At 59.9% G+C, this 14,192-nt stretch carries 12 protein-coding genes; 8 read left to right on the top strand and 4 right to left on the bottom strand.

Annotated features, from left to right (window positions below; genetic code table 11):
- Positions 1-44 precede the first annotated feature (44 nt).
- The 3 genes from amn to CKW20_RS21290 form a co-directional block, all read right to left on the bottom strand.
- A complete protein-coding gene (amn, locus tag CKW20_RS21300; protein WP_176466936.1) occupies positions 45-1,544 on the bottom strand; it encodes an AMP nucleosidase in 1,500 nt (499 codons plus the stop codon).
- A 116-nt stretch (positions 1,545-1,660) separates the two neighbouring features.
- Positions 1,661-3,310: an acyl-CoA dehydrogenase family protein gene (locus CKW20_RS21295; RefSeq protein ID WP_095054633.1), complete on the bottom strand. Its 1,650-nt coding sequence runs from the start codon at positions 3,308-3,310 to the stop codon at positions 1,661-1,663.
- Between the two features lie 75 nt (positions 3,311-3,385).
- Positions 3,386-5,764: a hybrid sensor histidine kinase/response regulator gene (locus CKW20_RS21290; protein WP_095054632.1), complete on the bottom strand. Its 2,379-nt coding sequence runs from the start codon at positions 5,762-5,764 to the stop codon at positions 3,386-3,388.
- 428 nt (positions 5,765-6,192) lie between these two features.
- Between CKW20_RS21290 and CKW20_RS21285 the strand changes: the two genes are divergently transcribed.
- The 4 genes from CKW20_RS21285 (at position 6,193) to CKW20_RS21270 (ending at position 9,727) form a co-directional block, all read left to right on the top strand.
- Positions 6,193-6,990 (top strand): hydroxymethylpyrimidine/phosphomethylpyrimidine kinase, encoded by a 798-nt coding sequence (locus CKW20_RS21285; RefSeq protein ID WP_095054631.1) that lies wholly within the window; start codon positions 6,193-6,195, stop codon positions 6,988-6,990.
- A 32-nt stretch (positions 6,991-7,022) separates the two neighbouring features.
- Positions 7,023-7,646, top strand: a complete 624-nt coding sequence (gene thiE, locus CKW20_RS21280; RefSeq protein ID WP_095054630.1) for a thiamine phosphate synthase — start codon at positions 7,023-7,025, stop codon at positions 7,644-7,646.
- 18 nt (positions 7,647-7,664) lie between these two features.
- Positions 7,665-8,948 (top strand): glutamate-1-semialdehyde 2,1-aminomutase, encoded by a 1,284-nt coding sequence (hemL, locus tag CKW20_RS21275; RefSeq protein WP_052967419.1) that lies wholly within the window; start codon positions 7,665-7,667, stop codon positions 8,946-8,948.
- Between the two features lie 224 nt (positions 8,949-9,172).
- A complete protein-coding gene (locus CKW20_RS21270; RefSeq protein ID WP_095054629.1) occupies positions 9,173-9,727 on the top strand; it encodes a tetratricopeptide repeat protein in 555 nt (184 codons plus the stop codon).
- Positions 9,728-9,839: 112 nt separating this feature from the next.
- Here the strand turns inward: CKW20_RS21270 and CKW20_RS21265 are convergent, their stop codons facing one another.
- Positions 9,840-10,169, bottom strand: a complete 330-nt coding sequence (locus CKW20_RS21265; protein WP_007894425.1) for a DUF1820 family protein — start codon at positions 10,167-10,169, stop codon at positions 9,840-9,842.
- 134 nt (positions 10,170-10,303) lie between these two features.
- Here CKW20_RS21265 and miaB point away from each other — a divergent pair, with 134 nt between their 5' ends.
- From miaB to CKW20_RS21245, 4 genes are all read left to right on the top strand, one after another.
- Positions 10,304-11,632 carry a tRNA (N6-isopentenyl adenosine(37)-C2)-methylthiotransferase MiaB gene (gene miaB / locus CKW20_RS21260; RefSeq protein WP_095054678.1) on the top strand — a complete coding sequence of 443 codons (1,329 nt, stop codon included), beginning with the start codon at positions 10,304-10,306 and terminating at the stop codon, positions 11,630-11,632.
- A gap of 205 nt (positions 11,633-11,837) precedes the next feature.
- Positions 11,838-12,854 carry a PhoH family protein gene (locus CKW20_RS21255; RefSeq protein ID WP_095054628.1) on the top strand — a complete coding sequence of 339 codons (1,017 nt, stop codon included), beginning with the start codon at positions 11,838-11,840 and terminating at the stop codon, positions 12,852-12,854.
- Entirely contained in the window at positions 12,847-13,341 is a 495-nt protein-coding gene (gene ybeY, locus CKW20_RS21250) for an rRNA maturation RNase YbeY (RefSeq protein WP_095054627.1), read from the top strand. Before CKW20_RS21255 ends, ybeY begins: the two co-directional genes overlap by 8 nt.
- Before the next feature lie 5 nt (positions 13,342-13,346).
- On the top strand, positions 13,347-14,186 hold the full coding sequence (locus tag CKW20_RS21245; protein WP_007894419.1) for an HlyC/CorC family transporter: 840 nt from the start codon (positions 13,347-13,349) through the stop codon (positions 14,184-14,186).
- Positions 14,187-14,192: the final 6 nt, after the last annotated feature.

Below are 14,192 nucleotides of genomic sequence, written 5' to 3'. Positions count from 1 at the left end.
CTCACCATGCTAGTGCCCCGACCGCCAAATGACCATGAGAACAATCAGCGGAACGGCGGCTCGTCGAAGCTGCGCAGTTTGCGCGAATGCAGCGAGTTGAGCTCGGTGCGCAACAGATCCACCGCTTCGATGCCGATTTTCAAGTGCTGGCTGACCGCGCGCTCATAGAAGGCGTTGGCCGAACCCGGCAGTTTGATTTCGCTGTGCAACGGTTTGTCCGATACACAGAGCAACGTGCCGTACGGTACCCGCAAACGATAACCTTGCGCGGCGATGGTGCCGCTTTCCATGTCCACCGCCACCGCGCGGGACAAGTTGATCAGCGGACGCTCCTGCGCCCAGCGCAGTTCCCAGTTACGGTCATCGTAGGTCAACACGGTGCCGGTGCGCAGGCGCTTCTTCAGCTCGTCGCCCTTTTCACCGGTGATGTTGGCCGCCGCCTGTTGCAACGCCATCTGCACTTCGGCCAGGGCCGGAATCGGAATGTTCGGCGGCACGACCCGGTCGAGAATCCCGTCGCGGCGCATGTAAGCATGGGCCAGCACGTAATCGCCAATGGTCTGCGACTGACGCAAGCCGCCGCAGTGGCCGATCATCAGCCAGCAATGCGGACGCAGCACCGCCAGGTGGTCGGTGATGTTCTTGGCGTTGGACGGGCCGACGCCGATGTTCACCAGGGTCACGCCATGGCCGTCGCTGGCGATCAGGTGATAGGCCGGCATCTGGTAACGATGCCAGACCACGCCCGCGGCAATCGCCGACGCCTCGCCATGGTCCATATCCTTTTCGATGATCACGTTGCCCGGCAACACCATGCGCACAAAACGCGGGTCGTTGCGCAGTTGCTCCAGGCCATGAACGATGAACTGGTCGACGTAACGGTGATAGTTGGTCAGCAGAATCCACGGCTGCACATGGCGCCAGTCGCTGCCGGTGTAATGCACCAGTCGGCGCAGGGAAAAGTCCACTCGCGCGGCGTCGAACAGGGCCAGCGGCAGCGGGTCGGTGTTTTCCCAGTCGTACAAACCATCGGCAATGCCATCGGTCGCGGCCGACAAATCCGTACTCGGGAACACTCGAGCCAGCACCGCCGCCGTGACGCCGGAGCCGGCCAGTTCATCGCCCTGCTCGACCACGTACGGATAAGGAATGTTCTGCTGACTGACGCCGACTTCCACGGTCACGGTGAAATCGTGCATCAACGGGACGAGTTGTTCCAGCAGGTATTTGCGGAAAGCGCGGGGATGAGTGACGGTGACGCTGTAGGTTCCCGGCAGTTGAACCTTGGCATAGGCGCGAGTGGTCTGTGGGACTTCGCCCTGGCAAAGGTAGGTCAGACGCAACTCGGGATAACGAAACAGAGCACGCTGCTCAGCGTCCGGTTCGATGCGATCCTTGAGATAACGCTTGAGCGCCTGATTCAGCGCGGTGGTTGCACGTTCGTGCAAGGCAGCAAGCCGATCCACGGCTTGCTCGGCGGTTTCAACGACAATAAACGCTTCGGTCACGATCAGCTTCCTGTGTTCTGACTTGCAGACCTTCATCTTGCCTGCATCATCGCTTCACGGGAACAGTGAAAAAAGATCGCAGCCTTCGGCAGCTCCTACATTGGTTCGTCGTACACCTGTAGGAGCTGCCGAAGGCTGCGATCTTTCGCCCTTCAAAACCCTTGCGGGGTCGATCGGGCGACAATTGCCTCTACATCCAGCCCGCGAGGCAATATTCCATACACCCGACCGGCCGAACCGAGGCGACTGGCGATGAAGGCATCACTGACCGACGCGTTACCGGCCTCCAGCAACAGCTTGGCCTGAAGCCCCAAGGCGATGTCTTCGGTAAGCTGCCGGGCACGGTACTGAATATCGTCGGTGTCCTTGAACGCGGCCTGCAATTGGCTGATGTGCGCAGCCAGACGTTTGTCGCCATGACCGTCGCCCAACTCACTGAACAACACATCGAGCACGCCCGGCTCTTTCGACAACGCGCGCAACACGTCGAGGCATTGCACGTTGCCGGAACCTTCCCACGTCGAATTGACCGGTGCCTCACGGTACAGCCGTGGCAGGATGCTTTCCTCGACATACCCGGCGCCGCCCATGCATTCGGCAGCCTCATTGATCATCGCGGGCGCGCGTTTGCAGATCCAGTACTTGCCCACCGCCGTCACCAGTCGGGCGAATTTCGCTTCGTGCTCGTTATCCATATGATCCAGCGCCCGGCCCATGCGCAAACTCAAGGCCAACGCCGCTTCGCTTTCCAGGGCCAGGTCGGCCAGCACGTTTTGCATCAAGGGTTGCTCGCTGAGCAACTTGCCGCCGACCTTGCGATGCGCGCAGTGATGACTGGCCTGAGTCAGCGCTTGGCGCATCAGCGCGCTGGAGCCGACCATGCAATCGAAACGGGTCATCGCGACCATTTCGATAATGGTCGGAACACCTCGCCCCTCTTCGCCGACCATCCAGGCCAGGGCGCCACGGAATTCCACCTCGCTTGAGGCATTGGACCAGTTGCCGAGTTTGTTCTTCAGCCGCTGTATGTAGAACTGATTGCGCGTATCGTCCGGGCGATGACGCGGCAGCAGGAAACAGGTCAAGCCTTTGTCGGTCTGGGCCAGCGTCAGGAAGGCATCGCACATCGGCGCCGAGCAGAACCACTTGTGGCCCACCAGCTCATAGGCCTGACCGGAACCACTGGCGCCGACCGGATAAGCCTTGGTGGTGTTGGCCCGCACGTCAGTGCCGCCCTGTTTCTCGGTCATGGCCATGCCGATGGTGACTCCGGCCTTGTGGGCCATGCCGACGTTGCGCGGGTCATATTCGGTGGCGAGGATTTTCGGCAACCATTGTTCGGCCAGATTCGGTTGCAGGCGCATCGCCGGGACGCTGGCGAAGGTCATGGTCAGCGGGCAACCACTGCCGGCTTCAGCCTGACTGTGTAAATAGGTCATGGACGCGCGGGCAACGTGGGCCCCCGGTTGCGGGTCGGTCCAGGGCAAGCCAGTCAGGCCATGCTCCACCGCTGTGCGCATCAACTCGTGATAAGCCGGGTGAAATTCCACCAGGTCGATGCGATGGCCATAACGGTCATGGCTGACGAACACCGGTTTGTTCTGATTGGCCGCAAACCCCGCCTCCATCAGCGGCCCGCCGGCCAATGCGCCGTAAGCGTCGATCCGCGACTCGGCCCAACCGGCATCGAAACGCCGCGACCACTCCCGCAAAGGCAGGTCGATGCGATAGAGGTTGGTGCCATCCAGCGACGGTGGCTGGTTGGTGACTTCGTGGGTTTCGGCGAACTGATGCAGGTTCATGACGGAGCTCCTTTGGTCAGCCAAGGGACTTTCAGTTAAGCACCGCCCCGAGGCTGAACAAAGTGGCATATCTGCCTAATTATCGGCGCTTTCGCCTTGGCCTGGACAGAGCACCCGCCGATAAAGCGCTGCCTGCAAATCCTCGAATTTCACCGGTTTGCTCAGGTAGTCGTCCAAAGTGTCGCTCGGGCAATAGGCCCGGTCCGCACTCAGGGCAATCATGAACACGGGTAATTCGGCGCAACCCGGCAAGGCGCGGATCCGGCCGCCGATAGAGGCACCGTCCAGCGGTGGCAGCTCGCAGTCGAGCAGCACCGCGTCAATGGCTTCACGCTGCAAGTGATCGAGCGCAGCGACGCCGCTGTCGGCGGTGCGCACCCGGAACCCAAGCTTGAGCAACATGCCACGCATCACCAATTGATTGATGCCATTGTCATCGACCAGTAACACCGTGCAGTCCTGAGGCAAGCGAAGACGCGCGGTTTGCCGAGTGATCGAAGGCACGGGTTCCACCACCGGCAGCTCGAACTCGACATCCAGTTGAAAGCGACTACCACGCCCCGGTTCCGAGCGGTGGCTCAGGCGCCCGCCGAGCAATTCGACCAGTTGCCGACAAATGGCCAGGCCAACGCCCAGACCACCGTACTCACGGGTCATCGAGCCGTCGAGCTGGAAGAAGCGTTGATACAGCGTTGCCTCGTCCAAATCGGTAAAGCCAATGCCGGTGTCGATCACCGCAAAGGACAGTGCCAACCGATCGGGCTCCACCGGTTTACCCGTCACCCGTAGCGCCAACCCGCCGATCCGGGTGAATTTGATCGCGTTATCCAGCAGGCATTCCAGGCATTGCGTCAGCTTGCCGCTGTCGCCGTGCAAGCGATCCGGCAACCCGGAGGTAACCTCGACCTTGAAGTCCAGCGACTTGCTCGACGCATTGCCCTCGAACTGCAGGCGCAAGGTTTCGACCACATCGCGCAAACTGAACGTGTCCGGATAGACCTTGAGCCTGCCGGCCTGCAATTCGGTCAGCGTGAGGATACCGTTGACCATGCGCATCATGTCCCGCGCCGAACCTGCAGCCGTTTGCTGATATTGCTCCAGCTCAGGGTTCATCTCGACGGTCTGCATCAACTCCAGCGAACCGATCACACCATTCATGGGCGTACGCAGTTCGTGGGTCAGGGTGGCGAGGAATTCGTCCTTGAGCTTGTTACTGTGAGCCAGTTGCTGGTTCAGCACTTCGAGCGTCTGGCCGGCATCGAACAACGTCTGTGCCTGTTGCTCGCGCATGGCGTTGATGCGATCGGCCAGGGCCAGGGACAGCAGCGCCACTTCGATCGCCGAGCCAATCTGGCTGGCGTACATGGTCAGGAATACGTTGGGCAAATAACCCAGCACCATCATCGTGTTGAAGACACCACCGAGCAGGAACGCCGACCAGGCAATGATGAAATACCGCGCGACCCGCATGCCACGCCACCAGGCGAAAATCCCGGCGGCGAAAATCACCACGGTAAAGACCAACGCCAGCAACGTCGCCAGACGCAGGGCCAGGGCGTAACTGGTCATCAATGACAACCCGACCACCAGCGCACTGAACGCAATCAACGCCAGCAACAATCGGTCGAGCCAGCGACTGTGGGTGGCCGTCTGCAAGAAGCTGCGGGCAAACTGGCTGCCGAACAACCCTGAACAGCCGATGAAGAACGGCGTCGCGGCATTGGCCCACCACGGATTGTTCGGCCAGAAATACTCCACGGCCGCGCCATTCACCGACAGCTGATACAAGCCGAACGAGGCGATATAGACGATGTAATAGAGGTAGCTGGTGTCGCGCACGCTGAGGAAGATGAACAGGTTGTAGACCAGCATCCCCAGCAACACACCGTAAATCAGCCCAAGCACATAGAGGCGCACCGGCTGCTCTTCGAGATAAGCGGTGCTTGACCATAAGGTGACGGGGGCCTGAACCGACCCTTCGCTTTGCAGGCGCAGGTACACGGTTTGCGCCTGCTCAGGCGCAAAGTTCAGATTGAACAGATAGTTGTTCTGGCGGATCTCGCGAGTGGCGAACGGCAACGCATCGCCGGTCTGTCGGACCAATTGATAATCACCGCCAGCGTCGGGCAAGTAGAGATCAAGGTGATCGAGGGGCGGATAAGCCAGTTCCAGCAACCAGCTCCGTTGGGCCGACGGATTGGTCGGGCGGTACTGCAGGTCGATTTTCAGCCAGAACGCCGAACGCGAATAACCGGCATTGAGGGTGGCTTTATCGTGGGGTTTGAACTGCCCGGCCGCCGCTTGCGCACGGATATCGGCGATGGTCGCCTGACCGTCCGCATCTTCATAAACCTGCATCGTTCGGCCCAGGGGAAGGCTCTGGGTGAACTCGTCGAATTCGACGGCGCTCGCCAGGAGGGGCAAGCACAACAGCAACATCAGCAAATAGCGCATTTAAGCCCCAGCGTGGCCTGTCCGGTTCTGTCAGGAAGCCCCCCATTCCTTTTGAGTAGACGTAAAACCGGTATTACCTGTTATTGGTTTGGATCCACTCTAGCATAGCCGTTGGTGGCCACTAAGCACCATTGAAATTTTCCCTACGAAGGCTCTAGAACAAGCGTTCCAGCTCTACACATTGAGTTAGAGCTGTTGGCTTGGTGAGGTTGTGACAACAGTACATTCCCTGTAGCAGCTGCCGAAGGCTGCGTCCGGCTGCGCAGCAGTCGTAAAACCTGCATCCATGGTTCACCTGAAACGCCGCAATGTCTGAATTCACGACCGCTTCGCGGCCGAACGCAGCCTTCGGCAGCTGCTACATGGACCGCGCCATGACTCATTAGTCGACACCCGAAAAAATATGTTTGGTGGTAAGCTCGCGCACCATGAATATCTACAGCTCTCGCCCCGTTGTCCTCTGTCTCTCCGGCCACGACCCAAGTGGTGGCGCCGGCTTGCAGGCAGATATCGAAGCCCTGCTCGCCCAGGGTTGTCATGCGGCTCCAGCCGTCACCGCCCTGACGGTGCAAGACACCGTCAACGTCACTGACTTTCGCGTCCTCGACCGCGAGTGGGTGTTGGCCCAGGCCAACGCCGTGCTCAACGACTCCGACGTCGCCGCCGTCAAACTGGGCATGCTCGGTTCCCTGGAAATGGTCGACACCGTGGTCGAACTGCTTGCCGCGCACCCGCATTTGCCGGTGGTCTGCGACCCGGTGCTGCGCGCCGGCGGCGGCGGACGACTGGGCAAGGACGAAGTCGGCTACGCCATGCGCGAACGCCTGCTGCCGCTGTCGATCATTGCTACCCCCAACCTTCCCGAAGCCCGCATCCTCGCCGAACTGCCCGAAGGCACCGCGGACGAGTGCGCTGAAAAACTTCTGCCGTTCGTCAAACACCTGCTGATCACCGGCGGCCATGGCGACGAAGACGAAATACACAATCGCCTGTACAGCCGCGACGGTCGCCGCGAAACCTTTATCTGCCAGCGCCTGCCCGGCAGCTATCACGGTTCCGGTTGCACACTGGCCAGCGCCCTCGCCGGTCGCCTGGCCCAGGGTGAACACCTCGCCAGTGCCGTACAGAGCGCGCTTGACTACACTTGGCGCACCCTGCGTGATGCGGAGCAACTGGGCAAAGGCCAGTTCGTGCCGCGCCGTCTGCCGCTGGATTTCTGTTCGTAACTTTTTATTAGTTCTGCGGTGAGGCTTGTCCGATGAAACTACGTGGCCTGTACGCCATTACCGACAGCCAGTTACTGGCCGGTAAATTTCTTTCGTACGTGGAGGCGGCGCTCGAAGGCGGCGTCACTCTGCTGCAATACCGTGACAAGAGCAGCGACGAGGCCCGCCGCCTGCGTGAGGCCGAAACCCTGCGCGATTTGTGCGAACGCTACAAGACCCAACTGATCATCAACGACGACGCAGAATTGGCTGCGCGCCTGAACGTCGGCGTGCACCTGGGGCAGACCGATGGCCCGCTGATGCCGGTTCGGGCACTGCTCGGTCGTCAGGCGATCATCGGCTCGACCTGCCACGCGCAACTCGAACTCGCCGAACAAGCCGCCAAGGAAGGCGCCAGTTACGTCGCCTTCGGCCGCTTCTTCAACTCCAACACCAAGCCCGGTGCACCGGCCTGCAGCCTCGAACTGCTCGATCAGGCCCGCAGCAAACTGCACCTGCCGATCTGTGCGATCGGCGGCATCACTCTGGACAACGCCGCCCCGCTGGTGGCCCACGGGGTCGATCTGCTAGCGGTGGTGCATGGTCTGTTCGGTGCCGAGAGCACGACTGAAGTGACGCGCCGTGCCCGCGCCTTTAACGAATTGTTCAAATCCTGATTTTCTGAGAGCCCGATCATGTCTCGTTCCGAAACCCTGTTTGCCAATGCCCAGAAACACATTCCCGGAGGCGTAAACTCGCCTGTTCGTGCGTTCAAGAGTGTTGGCGGCACGCCGTTGTTCTTCAAACACGCCGAAGGCGCCTACGTTACCGACGAAGACGACAAGCGTTATGTGGATTACGTCGGCTCCTGGGGGCCGATGATTCTCGGCCACAGCCATCCGGACGTGCTGGACGCTGTACGCAAACAGCTGGAACACGGCCTGTCCTACGGCGCCCCGACCGCGATGGAAACCGAGATGGCCGATCTGGTCTGCTCGATCGTGCCGTCGATGGAGATGGTGCGCATGGTCAGCTCCGGCACCGAAGCGACCATGAGTGCCATCCGTCTGGCCCGTGGCTTCACCGGTCGCGACAGCATCATCAAATTCGAAGGCTGCTACCACGGTCACTCCGACAGCCTGCTGGTCAAGGCCGGTTCCGGCGCACTGACCCAAGGCGTGCCGAGTTCGGCCGGCGTGCCGGCGGCGTTCGCCAAACACACCCTGACGCTGCCGTTCAACGACATCGACGCGGTAGAAACCATGCTCGCCGAAGTCGGCCAGGACGTGGCCTGCATTATCGTCGAGCCAGTGGCCGGCAACATGAACTGCGTACCGCCGGCACCGGGTTTCCTCGAAGGCCTGCGGACCCTGTGCGACAAGCACGGCGTGGTGCTGATTTTCGACGAAGTGATGACCGGCTTCCGTGTCGCCCTCGGCGGTGCCCAAGCCCATTACGGCGTAACACCGGACCTGAGCACCTTCGGCAAGATCATCGGCGGCGGCATGCCGGTTGGCTGCTTCGGCGGTAAACGCAAGATCATGGAACAGATCGCACCACTGGGCCCGGTGTACCAGGCGGGTACGTTGTCGGGCAACCCGCTGGCGATGGCGGCTGGCCTGACCACGCTGCGCCTGATCAGTCGTCCTGGTTTCCACGCCGAGCTGAGCGACTACACCAGCCGCCTGCTCGACGGCCTGCAACAGCGCGCCGATGCCGCCGGCATTCCGTTCGTGACCACTCAGGCCGGCGGCATGTTCGGTCTGTACTTCAGCGGCGCCGACGACATCGTGACCTTCGAGGATGTAATGGCCAGCGATGCCGGCCTGTTCGGGCGTTTCTTCCACCTGATGCTTGAAGGCGGCGTGTACCTGGCGCCAAGCGCCTTCGAAGCCGGTTTCACCTCGATCGCCCACGGCGAAACCGAGTTGAAACTGACACTGGACGCCGCCGAGCGTGCATTCGCCGCCCTGAAATAAAGCGGCGACGCTGACGTTGGCGATTGCCAGCGTCAGCTTTCACCTACATGCCCGCCCCTTTTCCTACTCATCTGCCAATAATCCTCCGCAAAGTGGGCGATATATTCCCCGCGCAGCAGAAAAACGAGTAAAGACTTTGTAAGGTTGGCCCTGCTTATTTCATAATGCGCGCTTATTGGATCCCTCGATGGGTCCACGCGCCCCTCAGAGGTAAGTCGATTCCCATGAACCGCACCGGCCGCACCCTTGCATTGGGCTGCCTGTTGCTCCTTCAGCCCCTGCTCGCGTTCGCACAAGCAGGCGGCAACTCGTTGTTGATCCCGGCGATGGGTCGCTGCACCCTCAATACTCAGCCGCAAGACCTGGCACAAGCGCTCGCCGCCTGTCAGAAAGCGTCGAATGAAGGGGATGCGCAAGCGCAATACGAGTTGGGTGAGTTCTACTACGACGGCAAAAACGCGCCGCGCGACCTCAATCAAGCCCTGAGCTATTTCGAAAAGGCCTCGCTGCAAGGCCACGCCCAGGCGCAATTCAAACTCGGCACCATGTTCTTCCACGGTGAAGGCGTACCGGCCAATAATGTTCAGGCGTATATCGTGCTGAAAATGGCCGCAGTCAACGGTGCGGAAGAGGCGCTGGATACCGCCGACGAAGTCGCCGAGAAAATGCCTCGCGAAGATCTGGAAGTCGCGACCCAGGTGCTGGGGCAAATTTTCCGTAAATACCTGATGGAACTGCAGAGCGCCGACGGGCGTACGCCGTTTTCGCCACTGCCTTAGCTTTTGCATTGCCCTTTCTGACGCCTTCGCGGGCAAGCCTCGCTCCTACAAGGGCAGCGCTGGCCTGTAGGAGTGAGGCTTGCCCGCGAATGGCGGCGACTCGGTCTAAGGCTTACTTCTCAGGCATCGGCATCGGAAACGGCATGACATTGCCGACCGCACCGCGGGCTTCGCTGATTTTCGGCGTGCCGAGGCGCTCGACCTCGTCGATGCGCACGATCGAATGCATCGGCACAAAACTACGCACAACGCCTTCGAACTGAGCCTTGAGCTTCTCTTCGCTCGGATCGACGACCACTTGCGTGCGCTCGCCAAAGACGAACTCTTCCACTTCCAGGAAGCCCCACAGATCACTTTGATAGATCTGCTTGGCATACATTTCGTACACCTGGCCTTGGTTGAGGAAAATCACCTTGTAGATTGGAGCTTCACGTTTGGTCATGGTGGGCGAGTAACACATCGGGGATAAAAATGAGGGCGCGAACTATAGCATAGCCGCCGGACGCACAACGGTAGGAACCTTGGAGCATGTTCCCTATAATGCGCGGTTATTTGAATCACGTGATGACTCTGTCCATGGCCAAGAAGCTTTACATCGAAACCCACGGTTGCCAGATGAACGAGTACGACAGCTCGCGCATGGTCGATCTGCTGGGTGAACATCAGGCCCTGGAAGTCACCGCTCGCGCTGAAGACGCCGACGTGATCCTGCTCAACACCTGCTCGATCCGCGAACGCGCCCAGGACCGGGTGTATTCCCAGCTGGGCCGCTGGCGCGAACTGAAACTGGCCAACCCGGAAATGGTCATCGCCGTCGGCGGTTGCGTGGCCAGCCAGGAAGGTGCTGCCATCCGTGATCGCGCGCCGTACGTGGACGTGGTATTCGGCCCGCAGACCCTGCACCGCCTGCCGGAAATGATCGACGCCGCGCGCCTGACCAAACTGCCGCAAGTCGACGTCTCGTTCCCGGAAATCGAAAAATTCGACCACTTGCCCGAGCCGCGCATCGACGGTCCGAGTGCCTACGTGTCGGTGATGGAAGGCTGCAGCAAGTACTGCACCTTCTGCGTGGTGCCTTATACGCGCGGTGAAGAAGTCAGCCGACCGTTCGACGACGTGATTGCCGAGATCATTCACTTGGCCGAAAACGGCGTGCGTGAAGTGACCTTGCTGGGACAGAACGTCAACGGTTACCGAGGCACCACTCACGATGGTCGCCTGGCCGATCTGGCGGAACTGATCCGGGTGGTGGCGGCTGTCGATGGCATCGACCGGATTCGTTACACCACCTCGCACCCGCTGGAGTTCTCCGACAGCCTGATCCAGGCCCACGCCGATGTGCCGGAGCTGGTGAAACACCTGCATTTGCCGGTGCAATCGGGTTCCGACCGGATCCTTGCAGCGATGAAGCGCAACCACACCGCGCTGGAGTACAAATCCAAGCTGCGTAAGTTGCGAGCCGCCGTGCCGGGAATCTGCATCAGTTCAGACTTTATCGTCGGTTTCCCGGGCGAGACCGAGAAAGACTTCGAACAGACCATGAAGCTGATCGAAGACGTCGGTTTCGACTTTTCCTACTCGTTCGTCTATAGCCAGCGCCCGGGCACGCCGGCCGCCGATCTGGCCGACGAAACGCCGGAAGAACTGAAAAAAGAACGTCTGAATGCCCTGCAACATCGCCTGAACCAGCAAGGTTTCGAGATCAGCCGACAAATGGTGGGCTCCATTCAGCGGATTCTAGTAACCGATTATTCGAAAAAAGACCCCGGCGAACTGCAAGGCCGGACCGAGAATAACCGTATCGTCAACTTCCGCTGCGACAATCCGACCCTGATCGGCCAGTTCGCCGACGTGCGCATCGACGCCGCGCAACCGCACTCGCTGCGGGGCTCCTTGATCCAATAATCACCACAAAACCTGTAGGAGCGAGGCTTGCCCGCGAAGGCAGACTGACATTCAAGATATGAGTCGTCTGTAATGCCTCCTTCGCGAGCAAGCTTCGCTCCTACTGGATGGTGTTCAACATTGGTCCGTATAAGAGCTTTCGCACCCAGGCGACTGGCGCTATCCTTGATTCATCATAATTGCCCTAGGGCGGCTAAATACGACCTTGAACGCACCCATAGAACCACATCGTTTCATCCTCGAGCCTTTTGAAGCTCGCCGCTTCGCCAATCTGTGCGGGCAATTCGACGAGCATTTGCGCTTGATCGAACAGCGCCTCGCTATCGAGATCCGCAACCGTGGAAACCAGTTCGAACTGATCGGCGAGCCCAAGCACACCACCTCCGCGGAAAACCTGCTGCGCCGCCTGTACCGGGAAACCAAAGGTACCGAGCTGTCGCCGGACATGGTTCACCTGTTCCTGCAGGAATCGGCTGTCGAGGAACTGGACAACCACTCCCCCGCCGAACCGTCCGTCGCCTTACGCACCAAGAAAGGCATGATTCGCCCTCGCGGCTTGAATCAGGTGCGCTATGTGAAGGAAATCCTCGGTAACGACATCAACTTCGGCATCGGCCCGGCCGGTACCGGCAAGACTTATCTGGCCGTTGCCTGCGCGGTAGACGCGCTGGAGCGCGAGCAAATTCGCCGCATTCTGCTGGTCCGTCCGGCGGTTGAAGCGGGCGAAAAGCTCGGCTTCCTGCCCGGCGACCTGTCCCAGAAAATCGACCCGTACCTGCGCCCGCTCTACGACGCGCTCTACGAAATGCTCGGTTTCGAATACGTCGCCAAGCTGATCGAGCGTCAAGTGATCGAAGTTGCGCCGCTGGCCTACATGCGCGGTCGTACGCTGAACAACAGCTTCATCATCCTCGACGAAAGCCAGAACACCACCGTCGAGCAGATGAAAATGTTCCTGACCCGGATCGGCTTCGGTTCCACCGCCGTCATCACCGGTGACATCACTCAGGTCGACCTGCCGAAAGGCACCAAGTCCGGGCTGCACCATGTGATCGAGGTTCTTAAAGAAGTGCCGGGTATCAGTTTCACCCACTTCATGCCCAAGGACGTGGTGCGCCATCCGCTGGTGCAGCGCATCGTCGAAGCCTACGAGCGCTTCGAAAATCGCGCAGCCGACGAGCCGGCGAAGCTCTCTTCCAAGGACACCCCGCGCGATGCTTGAGCTTGATCTGCAACTGGCTACCGAAGCGTCTTCCCCAAGCGAAGCCGAATTCCGTCAATGGTGCGAACTAGCCCTGCGCCAGCGTACCGCCGACTCCGAAATGACCATCCGTTTGGTCGACGAAGAAGAAGCCCGCGAACTGAACTTCACTTGGCGGCAGAAAGACTACGCCACCAACGTTTTGTCATTCCCGGCCGAGGTCCCCGATGAGTTTCTCGACATTCCCCTGCTCGGCGATCTGGTGATCTGCGTAGCGGTGGTCGAGCGCGAAGCGGCGGAACAAGGCAAGGAATTAAAGGCCCACTGGGCGCATCTGGTCATTCACGGCTGCTTGCATCTGCTTGGTTACGACCATATAGATGACGATGAAGCCGAAGAAATGGAAGCACTGGAACGAACGTTGCTTGCAGAACTGGGTCATCCGGACCCTTATGCGGACGACGAAACAGACACATCCCCTACCGTAACAACAAAGGATTCAGAGTAATCGCTATGAGCGAAGATCGATCGAGCAACGGGCAGAAGTCTTGGCTGGGTAAGCTCACCCAGGCTTTTGCCCACGAGCCGAAGAACCGCCAGGAGCTGCTGGAGCTGCTGCGCGATGCACATCAAAACAAGTTGCTGGACAGTGAAGCGCTGGCCATCGTCGAAGGCGCCATCCAGGTTGCAGACCTGCAAGTGCGGGACATCATGGTCCCGCGTTCGCAGATGATCAGCATCAAGGCGACCCAGACACCCCGCGAGTTCCTGCCGGCCGTGGTCGACTCGGCCCACTCCCGCTACCCGGTGATCGGCGAAAGCCACGATGACGTGATGGGCGTATTGCTGGCCAAGGATTTGCTGCCGCTGATCCTCAAGGAAAACGGCGACAGCTTCAACATCAAGGACCTGCTGCGCCCGGCCACGTTCGTGCCCGAGTCCAAGCGCCTGAATGTGCTGCTGCGCGAGTTTCGCGCCAACCATAACCACATGGCCATCGTCATTGACGAATACGGCGGCGTGGCCGGTCTGGTGACCATCGAAGACGTGCTGGAACAGATCGTCGGCGACATCGAAGACGAGCACGACGTCGAAGAAGACAGCTATATCAAGCCGCTGCCCAGCGGTGACTTCCTGATCAAGGCCCTGACGCCGATCGACAACTTCAACGAGTTCTTTGACAGCGAATTCTCCGACGACGAATTCGATACCGTCGGCGGTTTGGTGATGAGCGCGTTCGGGCACTTGCCAAAACGCAACGAAATCACTGAAATCGGCGCCTATCGCTTCCGCATCCTGAACGCCGACAGCCGTCGGATTCACTTGCTGCGTCTGACACCCATTGCCCGTTAAGGATTG

This window comes from Pseudomonas sp. Irchel s3b2, assembly GCF_900187445.1.
Lineage (GTDB): Bacteria > Pseudomonadota > Gammaproteobacteria > Pseudomonadales > Pseudomonadaceae > Aquipseudomonas.
Note: the sequence above shows the minus strand (reverse complement) of the source record. Positions and strands in the feature narration are given on the sequence as shown.